18 protein-coding genes are annotated in these 18031 nt (G+C 70.7%); 8 read left to right on the top strand and 10 right to left on the bottom strand.

Features of this window, described 5'->3' with window-relative positions; genetic code table 11:
• Positions 1 to 29 precede the first annotated feature (29 nt).
• From Z052_RS08145 to Z052_RS08125, 5 genes are all read right to left on the bottom strand, one after another.
• Positions 30 to 1076, bottom strand: coding sequence for an ABC transporter permease (locus Z052_RS08145; protein WP_099288958.1), 1047 nt, complete (start codon positions 1074 to 1076; stop codon positions 30 to 32).
• Positions 1069 to 2385, bottom strand: coding sequence for an ABC transporter permease (locus Z052_RS08140; RefSeq protein WP_049929645.1), 1317 nt, complete (start codon positions 2383 to 2385; stop codon positions 1069 to 1071). Before Z052_RS08140 ends, Z052_RS08145 begins: the two co-directional genes overlap by 8 nt.
• On the bottom strand, positions 2382 to 3992 hold the full coding sequence (locus tag Z052_RS08135; RefSeq protein WP_094553492.1) for an ABC transporter ATP-binding protein: 1611 nt from the start codon (positions 3990 to 3992) through the stop codon (positions 2382 to 2384). The genes Z052_RS08140 and Z052_RS08135 overlap by 4 nt, the downstream gene beginning before the upstream one ends.
• A 158-nt stretch (positions 3993 to 4150) precedes the next feature.
• Positions 4151 to 5236 carry a BMP family protein gene (locus Z052_RS08130; RefSeq protein WP_086215894.1) on the bottom strand — a complete coding sequence of 362 codons (1086 nt, stop codon included), beginning with the start codon at positions 5234 to 5236 and terminating at the stop codon, positions 4151 to 4153.
• Between the two features lie 215 nt (positions 5237 to 5451).
• Positions 5452 to 6990 carry a phosphomannomutase gene (locus Z052_RS08125; protein ID WP_094519361.1) on the bottom strand — a complete coding sequence of 513 codons (1539 nt, stop codon included), beginning with the start codon at positions 6988 to 6990 and terminating at the stop codon, positions 5452 to 5454.
• Between the two features lie 115 nt (positions 6991 to 7105).
• Between Z052_RS08125 and Z052_RS08120 the strand changes: the two genes are divergently transcribed.
• The gene (locus tag Z052_RS08120) at positions 7106 to 7384 is read left to right on the top strand and encodes an acylphosphatase (RefSeq protein ID WP_049929649.1); all 279 of its coding nucleotides are present in this window, start codon (positions 7106 to 7108) and stop codon (positions 7382 to 7384) included.
• A gap of 26 nt (positions 7385 to 7410) precedes the next feature.
• Here Z052_RS08120 and Z052_RS08115 read toward each other — a convergent pair whose 3' ends face one another.
• Positions 7411 to 7884 carry a hypothetical protein gene (locus tag Z052_RS08115; RefSeq protein ID WP_086215896.1) on the bottom strand — a complete coding sequence of 158 codons (474 nt, stop codon included), beginning with the start codon at positions 7882 to 7884 and terminating at the stop codon, positions 7411 to 7413.
• A gap of 128 nt (positions 7885 to 8012) precedes the next feature.
• On the opposite strand from Z052_RS08115, the gene Z052_RS08110 reads away from it, so the two are divergent.
• Entirely contained in the window at positions 8013 to 8915 is a 903-nt protein-coding gene (locus Z052_RS08110; RefSeq protein ID WP_049929651.1) for a hypothetical protein, read from the top strand.
• Positions 8916 to 9350: 435 nt separating this feature from the next.
• Here Z052_RS08110 and Z052_RS08105 read toward each other — a convergent pair whose 3' ends face one another.
• The gene (locus tag Z052_RS08105; protein ID WP_089307691.1) at positions 9351 to 9743 is read right to left on the bottom strand and encodes a helix-turn-helix domain-containing protein; all 393 of its coding nucleotides are present in this window, start codon (positions 9741 to 9743) and stop codon (positions 9351 to 9353) included.
• Positions 9744 to 9812: 69 nt separating this feature from the next.
• Here Z052_RS08105 and Z052_RS08100 point away from each other — a divergent pair, with 69 nt between their 5' ends.
• Both Z052_RS08100 and Z052_RS08095 read left to right on the top strand, forming a co-directional pair.
• A complete protein-coding gene (locus Z052_RS08100) occupies positions 9813 to 10262 on the top strand; it encodes a DoxX family protein (RefSeq protein ID WP_094519362.1) in 450 nt (149 codons plus the stop codon).
• A gap of 119 nt (positions 10263 to 10381) precedes the next feature.
• Positions 10382 to 10864 (top strand): VOC family protein, encoded by a 483-nt coding sequence (locus tag Z052_RS08095; protein ID WP_086216626.1) that lies wholly within the window; start codon positions 10382 to 10384, stop codon positions 10862 to 10864.
• A 19-nt stretch (positions 10865 to 10883) separates the two neighbouring features.
• Here the strand turns inward: Z052_RS08095 and Z052_RS08090 are convergent, their stop codons facing one another.
• Positions 10884 to 11342: an SRPBCC family protein gene (locus Z052_RS08090; protein WP_094519363.1), complete on the bottom strand. Its 459-nt coding sequence runs from the start codon at positions 11340 to 11342 to the stop codon at positions 10884 to 10886.
• Positions 11343 to 11981: 639 nt separating this feature from the next.
• On the opposite strand from Z052_RS08090, the gene Z052_RS08085 reads away from it, so the two are divergent.
• From Z052_RS08085 to Z052_RS08075, 3 genes are read left to right on the top strand one after another with little or no spacing between them, the layout of a single operon-like run.
• Positions 11982 to 13013: an ABC transporter ATP-binding protein gene (locus tag Z052_RS08085; RefSeq protein WP_089307692.1), complete on the top strand. Its 1032-nt coding sequence runs from the start codon at positions 11982 to 11984 to the stop codon at positions 13011 to 13013.
• Positions 13010 to 15145 (top strand): PrsW family intramembrane metalloprotease, encoded by a 2136-nt coding sequence (locus tag Z052_RS08080; protein WP_094519364.1) that lies wholly within the window; start codon positions 13010 to 13012, stop codon positions 15143 to 15145. The genes Z052_RS08085 and Z052_RS08080 overlap by 4 nt, the downstream gene beginning before the upstream one ends.
• Positions 15138 to 16184 carry an ABC transporter permease gene (locus Z052_RS08075; RefSeq protein WP_094494654.1) on the top strand — a complete coding sequence of 349 codons (1047 nt, stop codon included), beginning with the start codon at positions 15138 to 15140 and terminating at the stop codon, positions 16182 to 16184. Before Z052_RS08080 ends, Z052_RS08075 begins: the two co-directional genes overlap by 8 nt.
• A gap of 53 nt (positions 16185 to 16237) precedes the next feature.
• Here the strand turns inward: Z052_RS08075 and Z052_RS08070 are convergent, their stop codons facing one another.
• Both Z052_RS08070 and Z052_RS08065 read right to left on the bottom strand, forming a co-directional pair.
• Positions 16238 to 16897, bottom strand: coding sequence for a trimeric intracellular cation channel family protein (locus tag Z052_RS08070; protein WP_049929659.1), 660 nt, complete (start codon positions 16895 to 16897; stop codon positions 16238 to 16240).
• Complete coding sequence (locus Z052_RS08065; protein ID WP_176454909.1) at positions 16894 to 17715, bottom strand: DUF2797 domain-containing protein; 822 nt, start codon at positions 17713 to 17715, stop codon at positions 16894 to 16896. Before Z052_RS08065 ends, Z052_RS08070 begins: the two co-directional genes overlap by 4 nt.
• A 97-nt stretch (positions 17716 to 17812) precedes the next feature.
• Here Z052_RS08065 and Z052_RS20185 point away from each other — a divergent pair, with 97 nt between their 5' ends.
• Positions 17813 to 17974: a hypothetical protein gene (locus Z052_RS20185; protein ID WP_158228675.1), complete on the top strand. Its 162-nt coding sequence runs from the start codon at positions 17813 to 17815 to the stop codon at positions 17972 to 17974.
• Positions 17975 to 18031 lie beyond the last annotated feature (57 nt).

Below are 18031 nucleotides of genomic sequence, written 5' to 3'. Positions count from 1 at the left end.
GGACCCGGGAGGTCGTCAGCGGGCGCGAGCTACTCCTCGGTCTCGTAGTGTTCGCCCGCGGCCTCGGGGATCTGCGTCCGGCCGACCAGCGTGAGGACGACGATCACGACGACGTACGGGATGGTCTGGACCAGCGTGTCCGGGATCGCGTACCCGAGCTGCTGGAGCCGGATCTGTATCGCGTCGAGGCCGGCGAACAGCGCGCCCGCGCCGAGCGTCCCGAGCGGATTGTAGTTGCCGAACAGGTACGCGACGATGGCGATGAATCCCTTGCCCTGGACCATCGTCTCGCCGGAGCCGACGAACTGCCCGATGGACAGCGCCAGCGCCGAGCCGCCCACTCCGGAGAGGACGCCCGAGAGCAGCACCCCGGCGTAGCGCACCTTCGAGACGGAGACGCCGACCGTGTCGAGCGCCTTCGGGTTCTCGCCCGCCGCGCGGAGGTGTTTGCCGAACGCGGTCTTGTTCAACAGCCACCACGAGCCGGCGGTCGCGAAAACCACCATCGTCGCCGAGTACTGCCACCCGACGCTCACGCCGAGGTTCGACGTGTTGACGCCGCCGAAGAACACGGTCGACAGGAACGGCGCGAGCCCCAACGCGATGAGCCAGACGGCCAGCCCGGCGATGATCTGGTCGGCCTTGAACTCGATACAGACCACCGCGAACACCGCCGACAGGAACGTCGACGCCGCGATGCCGGCGAGGAACGCGATCGCGAGCGCCGGGACGCCGAGGACGGCGTTGCCCACGCCGACGACCGACGCGGCGTACACCGACACGAACGCCGAGATGATGAGGAGCCCCTCTAGGCCAATGTTGATGACGCCGGACTTCTCGGCGAAGATGCCGCCGAGTCCGGCGAGCACGATGGGCGCCGCGAGCCGCGCCGTCGACGTGGCGGTACTCGTCGAGAAGACGATGCCCGCGAGGTCGCCCGCCACGGAGTCGGGGAACGCGAGCCCGGACACGCCGAGCAGCGCGAGCACTCCGACGGTGCCGGCGATAAGCGAACGGACGTACCCCGACTCGCTCGCGCCTTCGAGGAGCGACGCCGGCGAGAGCGGGTTACGCATCGGCTTCACCCCCGTCGCCGCCGGCGGAGGCATCTGACTCCGCCGACGCCGCGCCGCCCGGGCCGCCGGCAGTCCCCCCGACGCCGGTGTATCGACCGATCATCCGGAAGAACTCCGGCATCGCGACGAACAGGATGATGAGCCCGCGCAGCACGGCGACGAGCTCCGTGGGAACGTCGGTCCGGAAGCCGATCTCCAAGGCGCCGCCCTTCAGGACCCCGAAGAGGAACGCCGCCGGCAGCACGCCGATCGGGTTGTTCCCGGCCAGGATCGAGACGGTGATCCCGTCGAAGCCGAGGTCCGGGATCGAGGCCATCCACCGCCCCTCGGACATCAGCACCCACACCGCGCCGCCGATACCGCCGAGCGCGCCGGACAACGTCATCGCCCGCACGGTCGTGAGCTTCGCGTTCACACCGCCGTACTCGGCCGCGGCCGCCTGGACGCCACTCGTCCGGAGGTCGTACCCGAGCGACGTGTGCTCGACGAAGTAGTAGAGCGCGCCGATGAAGGCGATGCCCCCTGCCAGCGCGAGCAGCGCGAAGTCGGTGGACGGGGGGAATAGCACCGACGGGAACTGCGCGTATTCTGGGACGTAGCGGGTGGCGACCACCGAGGAGCCCTCGGCGCGGAACACCTCCAACACGAGCACGTACGCGACGTTCGCGGCGACGAAGTTGAGCATGATCGTCGTGATCACCTCGTTGGCGTCGGCGTACGCCTTGAGCGCGCCGGGTATCGCGCCCCAGAGTCCGCCGCCGACCGCGCCCGCCGCGGTCCCGACGACGATCAGCACGGCACCGGCGACCGGGCCGGCCGGGAGCAGGGGCGCGAGCGCGAGGACCGAGAGGGCGGTCGAGAGCGCCCCGACGACGAGCTGCCCCTGCGTGCCGATGTTGAACAGGCCGGCGCGGAAGGCGACGGCGACGGAGAGCCCGGTGAAGATCAGGAGCGTCGTCTCCGAGAGCGTCAGACCGAACGAGAGGTTGAACGGCGTCCACGCGGGGTTGAACAGCCCGGGGTCGCCGACGGCGAACGGGTACCCGAGCGCGCCGTTGAACAGCACGACGTACACCTCGATCGGGTCGTAACAGAAGCCGATCCCGGTGAGCGGCATCGTCCACGCCGCGGTCGAACACTGCGCGATCCGGCCGGAGACGAGCACGAGCGCGAAGCCGACGACGATCGAGAGGAGGATCGCGGCGACGCTGATGACGAGCCGCTCGGCGACGCTCCGGTCGACGAAGGGGGCGACCACGCGGGCGAGGAGGGACTCCGTACGGTCCCCGTCGGGCGCCGAATCGCTCACGCGTCCACCCCCTCGTCGTCGGCCGCCCCGCCGTCGACCTCGTCCGGCGCGCCGCCGGCGTCGTGGATCGCCGCCCGTTCGACCGAGTCGTCGTCGAGCGACTCGCCCGCCATCAGCAGCCCGATCTCCTCTTCGGTCACGGTCGCGGGGTCGACGACTCCGGTGAACTCTCCTTCGTGAATCACCGCGAGCCGGTCGGAGAGCCCCTGTACCTCGTCGAGCTTCGAGGAGACGAGCAGGACCGCCTTCCCCTCGGCGCGCAGTTCGAGCAGCCGGTCGTGGAGGAACTCCGTGGAGCCGATGTCGACGCCGCGGGTGGGGTGGGCGGCGACGACCAGCTCAGGGTCGCGCTCGAACTCCCGCCCGACGATGAACTTCTGCTGGTTCCCTCCCGACAGCGACTCGGCCTCCGCGTCGGCGTCCGGCGGCCGGACGTCGTACTGCTCGATGACGGACTCGGCGTGGTCCTGCGCCGCGCCCCAATCGAGCCGTCCGCCGCGCGCGAACGGCGGGTCGTGTTGGCTCCCTAGAACCCCGTTTTCGGTGAGGTCGTATGACATCACCAGGCCGCGCTCCTGTCGGTCTTCGGGGATGAACGCCATCCCGCGGTCGATCCGGTCGCGGCGGGTCTGCCCGACCATCGACTCGCCGCGGTAGCGGATCTCCCCGGACGCCGTCTCGCGCAGACCCGTGATCGCCTCGGCGAGCTGTGACTGTCCGTTGCCGTCGACGCCCGCGATCCCCAGGATCTCCCCGCCCCGGAGCTCGAAGGACAGGTCCGAGACCGCCTCGACGCCCCGGTCGTCCTCGACGCACAGGTCGGTCACCTCCAGCACGCGCTCGCCCGTCTCTCGGGGCGACGTGGCGGGGTCCATCAGCACCTCCCGGCCGACCATCATCTCCGCGAGCTCCTCGCGCGTCACGTCGGCCGCGGCGACGGTGCCCACGTTGACCCCGTCGCGGAGGACGGTGATGTCGTCGGCCGCCGACAGCGCCTCGCCGAGCTTGTGCGAGATGAAGATGATCGTCTTCCCCTGTTCGGTGAGCTCTTCGAAGACGCCGTACAGCTCCTCGACCTCCTGCGGCGTCAGCACCGCGGTCGGCTCGTCCATGATGAGCACCTCGGCGCCGCGGTACAGCGCCTTCAGGATCTCGACGCGCTGCTGCTCTCCGACCGAGATGTCCGCGATCGTCGCGTCCGGGTCCACGTCGAAGCCGTACCGCTCGCTCAGTTCGACGACGGCCTCCCGCGCCGCCTCCCTGTCGACGCGGAGTCCGCCCCAAGTCGTCGGCTCGTTGCCTAAGACGACGTTCTCCCACACCGTCATCGGGTCGACGAGCATGAAGTGTTGGTGGATCATGCCGACGCCCGCGTCGATCGCGTCCCGCGGCGAGTCGAACGACCGCGGCTCGCCGTCGAGCCGGACGGTCCCCTCGGTCGGTCGGTAGAGACCGTACAGGACGTTCATCAGCGTGGTCTTGCCGGCCCCGTTCTCGCCGAGGAGGGCGTGGACGCTCCCGCGCTCCACCGCGAGATCGACGTCGTCGTTCGCGACGACCCCGGGGAATCGCTTCGTGATACCGTCCAAGTGGACCGCCGGGTTCATTCACCCGTAACTCCGCGCCGGAGCCTAAAAGCGCCCGGATTCTGAGCTACTGCGCCCGGTCCTGTTCGTCGTCCGACCGGAACGAGGGACACTCCGTCGCCCGACCGGAAACAAAAATTCCGCCGGCGAGGTTCGGTTCCGAGTCGGCGGCGCCGCGTTCAGTTGCTCGTCGTCTCCGGGACCTCGATGTTCCCGGCGATGATCTCGTCGCGCGCGTCGGCCACGGCGGTCGCGATCTCGTCTGGGACCTGGTCGCCGATCTCCTGCCCGTAGACGCACTCGACGCCGTTGGACTCCAAGCCGAGCGCGGTGGTCGACCCGCCCTGGTGATTGTCGTCGATGACGTTCGATATCGACTCGTACACCGCGGTGTCGACGCGTTTCACCATCGACGCCAGGATGACGTCCGAGAACGACTCGTTGGAGACCGACTGGTCCTGGTCGACGCCGAAGGCGAACCGCCCCTCCTCCTGTGCGGCTTGGAACACGCCGACGCCCGTCGCGCCCGAGGCGTGGTAGACGACGTCCGCGCCGCTCTGGTACATCGACAGCGCCGCCTCCTGCCCGCCGGTGGGGTCGGCGTAGCTGCCGACGTAGCTCGTGGTGACGTCGACGTCGTCGGTCGCGTAGTCGACGCCGGCCTCGAACCCGGCCTGGAACCGGCGGATGACGGGGCTGTCGACGCCGCCGACGAACCCGACGGTCGTCGAGTCCGGGTCCGTCTCGCCGGCGCCGGCCGAGAACTCGGTCTCGGTCAGGCGGCCGGCGAGCACGCCCATCAGGAACGAGCCCTCGTGCTCGCGGAACAGGTAGTTCGCGACGTTCGGTTCGTCGACGACGGTGTCGACGATCATGAAGTCCTGGTCGGGGTACTCGGGCGCGGTCTGCGAGAGCGAGTCGCCCTGATTGAACCCGATCGTACAGACCAGGTCGTAGGCCGGGTCGGTCGAGCCGGCGTACTGCTGCTGGAACTGCTCGAACTCGCCGGCGCCGTCGGGCTCCGACTCGTCGTACGCGATGCCGAACTCCTCTTCCGCCTGGAAGATCCCCTGCTGGGCCGCGTCGTTGAACGAGTTGTCCCCCAGTCCGCCGTCGGAATAGACGATGCCGATCCGCGCCGGCACGTCGCCGTCGCCCCCGTCGCCCCCGTCACCGCTCGGGCCGCCGCTACACCCGGCGAGGCCGACGAGGCCCGCTGCGCTTGCCGCCTTGATGAACCGCCGCCGATCGAAGTCGGATGCCATCTCACTCGTACCCCCGTCGGAACGCGGCATAAATTCGTCGTTCTCGCGGTGTCGAGGTGGCACGTTCGTGGAGAGAAGCGGCCCGATTCCGGGGTATCAGTCGCCCGATCGCCGCCGTCTGATCCACGAACCCGAATCTCTCACGGTTCCGAACGGGGTGACGCGGGGTCGCCGACGCGTCCGCGACGGGGCGTCGGCGGTCGGACCGGCCGGCCCTACGCGTCCGCGACCGCGTCCTCGACCACGGCTTCGACCTCGGCGACGAGGGCGTCGACGTCGTCGCTCTCGGCGTACACGCGGACGTACGGCTCGGTGCCGGAGGGCCGAACCAGCGTCCACGAGGCGTCGTCGAACTCCAGGCGGACGCCGTGGTCGGTGTCCACCGCGGCGTCGGGGAACGCGTCCGGCAACGCCGTCGCCAACCGGTCCATCGCCGGCTCCTTCGCGTCGTCGGGACAGGCCACGCTCACCTTTCGGTACGGGCGCTCGGTCACCGGGCCGCGGAGCGCGTCGAGCCCCTCGTCGGCGACGAGGCGCGCGAGCACCGCCGCGGAGGTCACGCCGTCGATCCAGCCGCCGAACGCGACGTGGATGTGCTTCCACGGTTCGGCCGCGAAGACGACGCGCGTGTCAGCGCCCACCTCTCCCGCGGCGCCCGCCTCGCCGACCGTGCCGGCCTCGCCGAGGGCGCCGGCCGCGCTGGCGTCCTCCCGGACCGCGGCGATCCCCTCGTGGAGCGCGCCGAGCCGGACGCGCTCGACGCGCCCGCCGGCGTCGCGGACGCGTTCGTCGATCCGACCGGAGGCGTTCGGCGTCGTCACGACGACGGGGTCAGCGGCGTCGCTCGCGCGGGTGTACCGCTCCGCGAGCACCGCGAGCACCGTGTCCTCGTGGACGACCTCGCCGTCCGCGTCGACGATCACGATCCGGTCGGCGTCGCCGTCGTGACCGATACCGAAGGCGAACCCCTCGGTCTCGTCCGCGTCGCCGTCGCCTCCCGCTCCCCTCCCGTCGTCGGTCGGCCGTCCGGGGTCCTCGACGCCCTCGTTGGCGTCGGCGACGAACGCGCGCAGGTCGGCGAGCGTCTCCGGGGTCGGCTTGCTCCCGCGGCCGGGGAAGTGGCCGTCGACGTTCCCGTTGAGCGTGACCACGTCGGCGCCGAGTTCGCGGAGGACGGTCGGCGTCGCGGGCGCGCTCATCCCGTTTCCGCAGTCGACCGCGACCCGGAGCCCGTCGAGGGGCGCGCCGAACCCCGCGGCGTACTCGCGGACGGCGGCGAGGTAGTCGCCGAGCGGGTCGGTTCGAGTCGGCTCGGTCCACTCGTCCCACGGAGCGACCGGCTCCTCGTCGGCGACCCGCGACTCGACGGCGCGCTCCGCGTCGCGGTCGAACTCCGTCCCGTCGCGGAACAGCTTGATCCCGTTGTCCGTCGGCGGATTGTGGGACGCGGTGAGCATCACGCCGTAGCGCCCCCGCGAGGCGTACGCGAGCGCCGGGGTCGGGAGCTGCCCGGCGCGGCGGACGGCGACGCCGCCGGCGGAGAGACCGGCCTCCATCGCGGCCGCGAGCGCCGGGCCGGTCACCCGCCCGTCGCGGGCGAGGACGACCGTCGGCTCGGGCGTCGACGCGGCGGTCGAATCGTCGGTACGCGATCGGATCTCGGCGCCCACGGCCCGCCCGACTGCGAGCGCGAGCGACGGGGTGACGCGGTCCTCGACGCCGCCGCGGATCCCGGCGGTTCCGAACAGGTCCATGTCGCCCACGTCGGCGCGCGGGAGTTAGTAGGCGTCGGTTGCGGGCGCGGGTCGGTCGGCGGCCGGTCGGTCGCGGGCGGGTCGTTTAACAGGCAGCGCGCCGCACCACCGACCGATGACCGACCGCGTTCGAGCGCACGTGTTCGTCTCGGGCCGCGTCCAAGGCGTCTACTACCGGGCGAGCACCCGCGACGCCGCCCGCGAGAAGGGCGTCGACGGCTGGGTGCGGAACCTCGACGACGGCCGGGTCGAGGCCGTCTTCGAGGGTCCGGAGGGAGCCGTTCGCGACATGGTGGCGTGGTGTGAGACCGGGAGCCGGGCCGCCGAGGTCGGCGACGTGGACGCCGAGTACGGCGCGCCGGAGGGGGAAGACGGGTTCGAGGTCAGGCGGTGAGCGGGCGTCGGCGCCGCCCGACCGTCTCAGTCGTCGCGCGCCAGCGCGGCGGCGTCGCCGGGGGGCTCCCGGACGCCGAGCTCCTCTAGCGCGCGCAACACCACGATCGCCTCGACCACGTCGCGCTCCTCTGTGTAGGGATCGTCGACCGCGTCGAGCGTCGCCTCGGCCTCGGATGCCAGTCGCGTCTCCAGTTCCGTCTGGTCCGTCTCGGCCTTCGTCGCCGACAGCAGCGCCTCGTGGTCCTCGCGGAGGTCGAGGGAGACGTGCGCCGCGTTACACCGCGAGAGCGGGTGCGCGTCCATCTCGACGGCGAGGTCGCTCACGAGGTCCCAGTCGTCGGCGCAGAAGCGGAGCGTCACGGTGCCGACCACGTCGCGCCACGCGATCGGCTCGCCGTTCTCCATGAGCCGGAGCGCCCGCGGCGGCACGGCGATCCGGGTGTGGGTGTCGTCCCGGCCGCACAGGCAACAGGGAGTGTTCTTCAGTCCGGCGTACACGGCGTCACGTACGCGCCGGAGAATGGTGTGCGTTTCGGCGGCGAAGCACTTTCCGCCCGCGCCGGGAGCGCCGTCGCCGAATCGAGGTCACACAAAACACATACGCCGTCGGAGGATCGGAACAGGTGATGAATCGCCCGTCACCCGAACTCCTCGCGGCCCTCTGCCTGTTCGTCGTCGGAGTCGGGGTCGTCACCGGCGCTGTCGCGGGCGCGACGGACCCGGCCCCGGTTACGTACTCGGTGGATCGAACGGACAGCGAAGTCCACCGCTACGCGGACCTCTCCGGGGCGGCGCGGGACGTCGTCGACGCCGGCTCTGATCGCGGTGAAGCCTCCGTCAAGGCTGCCGGCGATCGCGACGAGGTCGCCGTCGACGACCTCCCGTCCGAGTTCCGGTCGGGGGCTTGGAACTTCGTCAGGGACGGCGGCGAACTGGCGTGTTTCTTCCCGACGGACGACGCCGACTCCGGAGACGTCAGCGTCGCGTTCGCCGACTGCGAGGGGTTCGCCTTCGAATACGAGGACCTCTCCGAACGGGGACAGCGCTTCTTCACGGTGGCGGCGGACTCCGACGACGGCAGCGTCTCGATCTCGAAACCGGTTCCCTCGGGATTGGACGTCGCTCCGGGAGACACCGGGATCGACATCGAGGAGGCTCCCGAGGAGGGAGGCCTGTACTACGTGTTCGCGGACGAGCGCGTCTACGAGTTCACGCTCTACGGACCGGGTCCGCTCGGCGGGTTCGGCGCGCTCATCTACGCCGCCTTCGTGATCGCTCTCGGCCTCGCCCTCATCGCCGGCAGCGCCTACGGCTATCGGGTCTCGGCGGTCCACGCGCCGGCGGCCGCGGCGGTCGGTGCGAGCGTGTACCTCGTGCCGCCGCTCGTGGAGGCCGCCGGGCTGCTCAGGTGGTCGATACGACTCGACGGGTACACCCCATGGGGGGTCCCGCTCGTGATCGCTCTCGCGGTGGGCGGGGTAGCGTACATCATCCCGGACCTGTACGCGTTCGCGCGAAAGTACGTGTGAGAGCGACGCAGCGGCTGCGCGACGCGGCGGCACGATTTACAAACCGATGTGCCTGCCAGCGCCGCTCATCGATTTGTGAGGCGGTGGCGCGTGCCTCCGAGCGTCCAACGGACGCGAGGAGCACGCGCGAGGGAGTCGGCGGGCCGGAGCGAAGCGGAGGCCGGCCGACGAGGCTGGGGAGGTGTGAGGCTGCGGTGCTGTACGGGGCGGGACTCAAAGGGGCAGTCGCGAGGGCAGCGCAGGCGACGCAAGCACCGCAGGGAGCGAGCGACCGAGGAGCGCAGCGAGCGACCGAGGAGCGCAGCGAGCGTGCGCCGCCCTCGCGGCTGGGGCTTTGGAGGCCTTCATCGACGATTCGCTGTTGGTAGTTTATAAACAAACAGCCTGGGAACGGATGTCTGTTTATAAACGAAATCCACTCCTGCTAACGCACGCTTACGCGTCGCACTCGGCGAGCCACTCCTGGGCCCACTCGTCGATCTCCTCGAAGACGGGGGCGAGCGACTCGCCTTTCGCGGTCAGGCTGTAGTACGTCGCCACCGGCGCGTCCTCCTCTAACCGGCGGTCGACGAAGCCCGTCTCTTGGAGGTCGTCGAGCACGCGCGAGAGCGTCCGGGCGTTCGCGTCGGTCTCGCGCTTGAGCTCGTTGAACCGCGCCTCGCCGTTCAACAGCTCGTGGAGGACGACGAGCCGCCACTGCGAGCCGATCTGTTCGATGGAGTCGATGACGGGGCATGGGGTCTCGGGCGCCGTCGCCTCGCCAGCCGCTTCAGCCCCCGAATCCGCCGTCTCCGCCGACTCCGCCGCGGAAAGGTCCTGTGATGACATCGGTGTTACCTACTAACTCTATTGTCCGGGAAACGATAAATAGGTTACGTCCGTATAGCAGGTTACACGATGTTAGCTGAAACCGCGACGTTACCGCTCCAGTTCGACACACCCCTCGCGGGCGAACTCTTCCTGCTCGGCCGGATCCTGTTCGGCGCGACGCTCGCGTTCATGGGGCTCAACCACTTCACCGACCTCGAGACGATGGCCGGCTACGCCGAGTTCAAGGGCCTCCCCGCGCCGCAGTTCTCGGTGATCGCCTCGGGCGCCGTCCTCGTCCTCGGCGGACTCGCCGTCGCCGCGGGCGCGTTCCCGGTCCTCTCCGGGGGCTCGCTCGCGTTCTTCCTCCTCGTCTCCGCCGTGACGATGCACGACTTCTGGTCGGTGGACGACCCCGAAGAGCGGCAGAATGAGATGACGAGCTTCCTGAAGAACGTCTACGGCGCCGGCGCCGCGCTGGCGTTGCTCGCCGTCGGCGGGGCCGCGTGGCCGTACGCGGTCGGCGTCGGGCTGTTCTGAGCGCCGTTCGAACCGACTGACCGAGCCGACCCCCAACCGAATCGTCCGGCGACTGGCGTATCCGCGTTTCGAACCCCCAGTACGACTAACTACTCTCCCGACGACCGATCACGCGGACCATGACCGACGCGCCGCCGACGACGGGACTCCACCACGTCACGAACATCTGTACCGACATCGAGGAGACCGCGGCGTTCTACGAGGACGTGCTCGGCTGGCACACGGTCAAGCGGACGCAGAACTACGACGACCCCGGGACGCCGCACTACTACTTCTCGTCGACTCCGGAGGGCGAGCCGGGCACCAACGTCACCTACTTCGAGTACCCGAACTCGCAGGGGACGCCCGGCCCGGGCGCGAGCCACCACTTCGCGTTCGGCGTCGAGGACGAGGCGACGCTCCGCGAGTGGAGGGAACACCTCGAGGCCCACGATGTCCGCGTCTCCGAGGTGAAAGACCGGACCTACTTCAAGAGCGTCTACTTCACCGACCCCGACGGGCTCGTCTTCGAACTCGCGACGCGAGGGCCGGGAGTCACCCGCGACGAGGACGAGCCCGGCGGCGAGGTCATCGACCCCTTCGAAGCGGGTTACGAGAACTGAGGCACGGGCGCCGCCCGGATCACCTTCCCTCGACGAGCGCCGCGAACTTGTCGAGCGCGCGTCGGCAGACGGGGACGTACGGGGCCGCGACGAGCGGGACTTCGATCACCGCTCGACACCGACCCGGATCCTCCGGATAGCGGTCGACCCGGTGGCCCGTGGCCGGAACCCCGGCGACCCGCCAGTCCCAGCGGAGGCGCGTCGCGGCCGTCACCCGGAACGGAACCCAAGCGTCCGCGACCCGGACCCGTCCGGTCGTCCCGGTCTCGACGTACCGATCGGTGCTCTCCACGCCCCCCACGGACGGGCTCCAGTCGGGCCACCGTCGCGTGTCGCGGAGCGCCGTCGCGGTCCGCTCAGGCGGGGCGTCGATGTCGCGGCCGACCGCGAGCGTCGTCCCCTCTCGGACCACCGCGGTTTCGCTGTCGCGATCGGAATCTCCCAACACGTCGCGTCCTCCGGCGGCGGCGTCCCTCATCGCTGTGATCCTCCGCTCAGATCCGAACGCACATCCGATACCTGGGGCATAAAACAGAGGCAATACGCAATTCGTCCACTTTTTGCGCTATCGTGGCACAGAGCCATATTAATACCTTATATGGTATGAGGACTCATTATCTCTTTCCACGAAGGGTTAATACAGAGGTCCGGGGTATTGGGAGTCAATATGGCAAGCAATCGCGACACCATGAAAGACGTCTCGCACACAGCACCGAACGACACCTCCGCGGACGCGGTCTGGGAACGAGGGCGAGGACCGGTCGAGGAAGAGGAAGAAGAGTAGCGCGAGTCGACCGTTTTCTCTCGTCGGGCCGGCCCGTCCCGGCCTTCGTCGCCGATCCGACTCGTCGAGCGCGTCCTCTCGCCGCTCAGTACGCTGTTCGACGGGATCACCCGTCGGATGAACGCGTACATCAGCGGCGACGGGAACGTCGAGAAACCTTACACGGAGTGACGGACTACCGGACGGAGCGATCGACTACCGAACGGAGTCGGGGGCTCGGCCGACCGTCGTTCGTCGCGCTCGCTCGCCCTCCGGTGTCCTCGCCGTCGCCGCGTTCTCGGGGCCGATAACCGCGGGCGTGGCTTTAACCCACGCGCCGGCGGAGGCGCAGGCATGATCGAGGTGTCGGGGCTGCGGAAGACCTACGGTGACTTCGCGGCCGTCGTCGACAGCGACTTCTCCGTCGACGACGGCGAGGTGTTCGGGATCGTCGGCCCGAACGGGGCCGGCAAGACGACGACGCTGAAGGTGATCGCCGGTCTCGTCGAACCGACCGACGGCGAGGTGACCGTCGCCGGGTTCGACGCCTCGGACCCCGAGATGCGTCGCCACCTCGGGTTCCTGCCCGAGGATTCGCCGCTGTACGAGGAGATGACCGCGCGGTCGTACCTCCGCTTCTTCGCCGACCTCTACGACGTGCCCCGAGAGGTCGCCGACGAGCGGATCGAGGCCGCGCTCGACCGGCTGGAACTCGACCACCGGGAGCGTCGCCTCGGCGACGTCTCGAAGGGAATGAAACGCAAGGTCGCAATCGCGCGCTCGCTGGTCAACGACCCGGACGTGCTGGTGTACGACGAGCCCGCGTCCGGGCTCGACCCGGTGACGACCAACTCTGTGCTGGCGTTCACCCGCGAACTCCGCGAGACGGGGAAGACCGTCGTCTTCTCCGCGCACAACCTCTACCACGTCGAGTCGGTCTGCGACCGCGTCGTGGTGATGAACGAGGGGCGGATCGTCGCCCGCGGGAGCGTCGACGGGATCCGCGAGCGACACGGCGAGACGACCTACCGCGTGTTCACTGACGTCGAGCCGACCGCGACGCCGCCCCTCGACGACCTCGACGCGACGCCCGAGGAGGTCGGCGACCGGTACCGCACGGCGGTCCCGAGCATGGACGCGGTCGCGGCCGTCCGCGAGGCCGCCGCCGACGCCGGCGGCGAGGTCGTCGACATCCGGAGCCGCGAGCCGAGCTTGGAGGACGTGTTCCTCGACATCGTCGGCCGGCCGATGCCCGGCCGCTACACCGGCGACGGGCTCGACGACGGCGAGGTCGACGGGCAAGAGCCTGACGGGCCGGAAAACGACCGATCGACCGACGGAACAGAGCGGGAGACGGCGGCGACCGCGACGGAGGCCACCGAGTGACCGACCGGCTGCGTCGCCTCGGTCGACGGCTCGCCGTCGCCGGCCGCCGAGTGCTTCGCGTCGCCAAGTGGGAGTCGGCGCGGGCGTCCGGCGGCGTCGACCGCCGGACGCTCGCCGCGGGCGTCGCCCTGCTTCTCGTCGCCGGCGGCGTCGTCGGGGTCGGCGTGGCCACCGGCGTCGCCGGCCTCGACGTCGACCAAGACGTGTACCGGGTCGGCGTCGACGCCGGCTCGCCGTACGCGGAGGCGATCGAGGAGGAAGCGTCGCTGCGACCGGTCCCGGCCGAGACCGCGTCGCTCGGCGACTCCGCCGACGCGGTGGTGGTGACCGTGGTGCGGCCCGGTTCCGTCGACGACGGGGCGATCGATCCGGCGGACGTCGACTCGGTCGTCGTCCGCGCGACCGACACGCGGAAGGGCGAGGCGGCCGCCGCGTCGGTTCGCGAGGCGGTCGAGGCGCACAACGAGCGGCTGCTGCGCGCCGAGCCGAACCGGACCGCGGCGTTCCCGGTCACCGTTACGCTCCGGTACGTCGGCAGGACGACCGGGTTCGACGACGGCGCGACGCTCGGCGGGAGCGACGGCAGTCGGACGGGCGATCCGGGCGGCGGCAGCGCGAGCGACGGGGACGACGGCGGCACCGCGGCCGACGGCGGAACGGAGGGCGACGGCACGGAGACGAGCGGTTCCGGGTCGGACGCGGACTCCGCCGGCGACTCCGGTGGGGCCGACTCGGGCGACGGTTCCTCCGGAGACGCGTCGACCGACGGGGAGTCCGGCGGCGGGTCCGCTCCCGACTCGGGAGCGGGCGGAACCGCCGACCCGGGCTCTGATGGCGGCGAGACGGGATCGGACGGGGAGGGCGGCTTCGCGATCCCGTCGATCGGCGGCGGGGCGTTCGGCGCGGACACGACCGGTTCGCCCGCCTCGATCACGCCGCCGTTCCCGTTCACCTCGCTGCTCTTGGCGTTCGCCTTCCTCGTACCGATGAACTTCCTGATACAGGCGTACGGCTCCTCTATCCTCGACGAGCGGACGAACCGTCGCGGAGAACCACTGCTCGTCACGCCGCTCGCGCCGGCGGAGATCGTCGCGGGCAAGACGCTTCCGTACGCGGCGGCCGCCGCGGTCGTCACGACCCTCATCGCGCTCGTGATCGGCGGCGGACCGCTCTCCGTGGTGGCGGTGGCGCCCGTCGCGGCGACGTTCCTCGGGGCCACCTTCGTCGGCGCGATGTTCGCGCGGTCGTTCAAGGAACTCACCTTCGTCACGGTTGGCGTGAGCGTCCTCCTGACGACCTACGCGTTCGTCCCGGCCATCTTCACGAACGTGACGCCCGTCGCGCTCGTCTCGCCACTGACCCTCGTTGTCTTCGACCTTCAGGGCGAGGCGGTGTCGGCGGGCCAAGTTCTCTTTTCGACCGCGCCGATGGCGGTCGGGGCGACTCTGCTTTTCGGCCTCGGGCTCGGCGTCTACCGCGAGGAGGACATGTTCTCCCAGAAGCCCGTGACGCGGAAATTCCTCGACGCGCTCGCGGTCCGGCTCTCGGCGGTGCGGACCGGCGGCGGACCCGGCGGCGTCGGGGGCGCGCTCTTCGACCGCGAGCGGCTCCGCGCGCTCGGTTCGGTCGCGTTCCTCACCGCCTGTACGATTCCCTTCGTGTTCGTCGCGGAGCTTCTGGCCGTCGCGGTGCTGTTCGCGCTGCCAGTCACCGTGTCGATCCCGGTGTTGCTCGTGACGATCGCGTTCATCGAGGAGGTCGCGAAGAGCGTCGCCCTGTACGCCGGGTTCGAGCGCGGCGTCTTCGAGCGGAGCGACCGCGTCGCGCTCGCAGTCGGCGTCGCGTCCGGGACCGGCTTCTTCCTCGCGGAGAAGGCCACGGCGGTCGTCCAAGCGGTCGGGCTCACCGAGCTCTTCCTCGGCCGCGCCGCGTTCGCCGACGTGGCCGGGCTCTCCGGGCTGCCGCCGATCGCGCTCGTGGCGCTGTTCTTCGCCCCGCTCGTCCTCCACGTGACCGCGACGAGCGCGGCCAGCCTCGGCGCGAGGAGGGGCCGGACCGCCTACGCCCTGGCGCTGACGCTGGCCACGCTGGGGCACGCCGCGTACAACGTCGGGGTGGTGAGCCTTGGATAGCCGCGTGACGATCGCCGGCCGGGAGCTCGCGGGGCTCCGCGCCGAGAAGACGATCCTGTTGGCGATCGGGATCCAGCTGTTCATCGCCGCGTTCTCGTCGTTCCTCGTCGTCGGGCTCGTCTCGATGTACGACCCGGGCGCGCTCGACGGCGCGCAGATCGAAGTCGCGGCCGCGGGCGACGCGGTCGACGACCTAGAGCGCGCCGCGAGCGAGGTCCCCGGCGCCTCGGTCACGCCCTACGACGACGCTGACGCCGCGCGAAGCGCCTTCGAGCGGAACGCGGCCGACGCGGTGGTGGTCGCGACTCGCACGGAGTCGGGACGGGTGTCCGCCGCCGTCACCGCCCCGGACGCCACCGTTGAGACGACCGTGATCGTGGTACAGCTGCGCGAGCTGCTGCGAACCTACGAGCTGAACGAGCGTGAGCGCCGCGCCTCGTACCTAGAGGAGTCGCCGCTGCCCCTGCCCGACCGGAGCGACACTAGCCCGTACTTCACATTCACTTACACCGTGTTGATCCCGCTCTTAGTCTTCCTCCCGGTGTTCATCTCGGGCTCGCTCGTCGTCGACTCGATCACCGAGGAGTTGGATCAAGGGACCATGGAGCTGCTCCGGGTCGCGCCCGTGACGCTCGCCGAGATCGTCGACGGGAAGGCGGCCGCGGCGATCGGGATCGCCCCCGCGCAGGCGCTGCTGTGGCTCCTGCTGTTGGAGGCGAACGGCACCGCGGTCGCGAACGTCGGCCCGATCTTGGCGCTGATGACCGCGCTGACGACGCTGGTCGTCGCCGTCGCGGTGGGCATCGCGGCGGTCGCGCCCGACCGGCGGGCGGCGCAGCTGCTCTACTCGGTCGCGGTCCTCGTGCTGTTCGGCGGCGCGACGGCGATGGCGGGCGGCCCCGCGAACGCGGTCGCCAGATTGGCGATCGACAGCGCGAGCGCGACGACGGGCGTCCTCGTGGTTGCGTACGCCGCCATCGCCGCGGCGGCGTACCTCGGCGTCCGCCGCGTCGTCTCGGTCGACGGGCTCGGACGCTGAGGGGGCGGATCGCTTCGGGCTCGGCCCGTTGTGCGGCCCGCCCCCCGAATCGATCAGTCGGCGAAGCGATCGCCGAACCGCTTCGCTGTCGGGAGCCGCCAGCCGCGGGCGACGGCGACGAGTCGGAGGCCGACCGTCACCGCCGCGCACGCCGCAGCGGCCAGTCCCGCGGGCCCGCCGAGCGTGCCGACGGCCCAGTACGTCGCGCCGCCCAACACGGCGCAGCTCGCGTAGAAGTCTTCGAAGAGGATGAACGGCGAGCGGTCGAGGAGGATGTCGGCGAGCGCGCCGCCGCCGACGGCGTTTATCGTCGCGACGGCGACGACGCCGAACGCGGACACCCCGGCGTCCGTCGCGACGATGGCGCCGGCGGTGGCGAACGCGGCGAGCCCGACCGCGTCCGCGACGACCGTCACCGGGTGCTCGTCGGGCGAGGCGAGCCACGCGCTCAGCCCGACGGCGAGGGCGACGCCGATCAGCCCTAGGAGTATCTCCGTCGGCGAGCGCAGCGCGAGGGGGACGCGCGCGACGAGGAGGTCGCGGGTGACGCCGCCGGCGAACGCCATCGCCAGCCCGACGACGGCGACGCCGAAGAGGTCGAACTCCTCGCGGACCGCCTTGCTCGCGCCGACCAGCGCGAACGCGACGAGCCCGACCGTGTTCATCACCGCGAACGGGTCGCCGAAGAGGACCGCGAGAGCGCCGCCCGTCATCCGCCGAACGCCCCGAGGCTGGACTGGAGTTCGCGCTCCGGGACGGCGTCGGTCAGCTCGTAGCCGACGAGGTCGCGCGCGTCGACGGCGTACGTGGAGCCGCCGCGGTCGAGTACGATCACCCGCCCCTTCCAGCCGCGGACGGTCCCCGCCGCCATCGTCTCGGCGACGGGCCGGTCGTCGAGGCCGAGCCCGTAGTCGAAGTCGAACCGCGCGATCGGGTCGAACCGGTCGAGGAGCGCCTCCCACGCCGCCTCGTCGACCGCGCGCCCGAACCCGTCGAGCTTCGTCGGGACGCGGACGCGGTCGACGAGGTTGTCCCCAGCGGCCAGTTCCGCCTCGACCTCGCGCGCGATCCGGCCGTTCGGGAACGTCCGGATGTGGGCCGCGCGGTCCGCGCCCTGCTCCCGGAGGCGGGTCCCGAGCCGCCACTCGCGGGTGACGCCGATCTTCAGTACGTCCGGCGCGAACGCCGCGAGGTACATCGCGTGCGTCTCGTGGCAGTCCATCTCGTCTTTCAGACACGTCCCGGTACACCGGGCACACACCCAGACCCCCGAGTGGTCGTCGCAGTACGGTGCGTCCGCGGCGTCGCAGGCGACGTGGTCGCCATCGTGGACCGTTCCCGCGCAGCGGCGCTCGCCGAGCCCGAACGCGAGTTCGGTGCCCGGGCTCGCGTCCACGTACTCGACGCTCCCGCCGCTCGCGACGTAGAGTCCGCCGCCGATCGGGCCGCTCGTCTCGACCGTCTGAGCGCCGTCCGCCCCCGGCTCGGCCGAGTCGCGCGCGACATCCGTCTCGTAGCCGACGACCTGCACGCCGAGCGGTACGCGAAGCCGAGGCTTATGAGCTTCGTCGGGCCCGATACCCCCTCGAATCGGATTTTATAAGTGAACTCGGCGTCGCCTCTCGGGCATGCGCACGGCAGCCCTCCCCCCCGTCGTCGCCGCGGTCGTCGCGCTCGCGGTCAGCGGCATCAGGCGCCTCGCGCCGATACTGCTCGAGTCGTCGGTCTCGCTGCCGTCGACCGAGGCGCTCTCGACGTACCTCCTGATACTCACGGACATAAATACGTGAACACATCTGGGATTTCGACCCGGTCGAGTGCAGAGAGAGCAGCCTCACGGAGATCGT

The sequence above is a fragment of the Halorubrum sp. C191 genome (assembly GCF_002727095.1).
Lineage (GTDB): Archaea > Halobacteriota > Halobacteria > Halobacteriales > Haloferacaceae > Halorubrum > Halorubrum ezzemoulense.
Note: the sequence above shows the minus strand (reverse complement) of the source record. Positions and strands in the feature narration are given on the sequence as shown.

Excerpts from the sequence above, each read along its gene's own strand:
- Z052_RS08145 (WP_099288958.1), bottom strand. The coding sequence starts at position 1,076 with ATGCGTAACCCGCTCTCGCCGGCGTCGCTCCTCGAAGGCGCGAGCGAG.
- Z052_RS08135 (WP_094553492.1), bottom strand. The coding sequence starts at position 3,992 with ATGAACCCGGCGGTCCACTTGGACGGTATCACGAAGCGATTCCCCGGG.
- Z052_RS08130 (WP_086215894.1), bottom strand. The coding sequence starts at position 5,236 with ATGGCATCCGACTTCGATCGGCGGCGGTTCATCAAGGCGGCAAGCGCA.
- Z052_RS08125 (WP_094519361.1), bottom strand. The coding sequence starts at position 6,990 with ATGGACCTGTTCGGAACCGCCGGGATCCGCGGCGGCGTCGAGGACCGC.
- Z052_RS08120 (WP_049929649.1), top strand. The coding sequence starts at position 7,106 with ATGACCGACCGCGTTCGAGCGCACGTGTTCGTCTCGGGCCGCGTCCAA.
- Z052_RS08110 (WP_049929651.1), top strand. The coding sequence starts at position 8,013 with ATGAATCGCCCGTCACCCGAACTCCTCGCGGCCCTCTGCCTGTTCGTC.
- Z052_RS08105 (WP_089307691.1), bottom strand. The coding sequence starts at position 9,743 with ATGTCATCACAGGACCTTTCCGCGGCGGAGTCGGCGGAGACGGCGGAT.
- Z052_RS08100 (WP_094519362.1), top strand. The coding sequence starts at position 9,813 with ATGTTAGCTGAAACCGCGACGTTACCGCTCCAGTTCGACACACCCCTC.
- Z052_RS08095 (WP_086216626.1), top strand. The coding sequence starts at position 10,382 with ATGACCGACGCGCCGCCGACGACGGGACTCCACCACGTCACGAACATC.
- Z052_RS08090 (WP_094519363.1), bottom strand. The coding sequence starts at position 11,342 with ATGAGGGACGCCGCCGCCGGAGGACGCGACGTGTTGGGAGATTCCGAT.
- Z052_RS08085 (WP_089307692.1), top strand. The coding sequence starts at position 11,982 with ATGATCGAGGTGTCGGGGCTGCGGAAGACCTACGGTGACTTCGCGGCC.
- Z052_RS08070 (WP_049929659.1), bottom strand. The coding sequence starts at position 16,897 with ATGACGGGCGGCGCTCTCGCGGTCCTCTTCGGCGACCCGTTCGCGGTG.
- Z052_RS20185 (WP_158228675.1), top strand. The coding sequence starts at position 17,813 with ATGCGCACGGCAGCCCTCCCCCCCGTCGTCGCCGCGGTCGTCGCGCTC.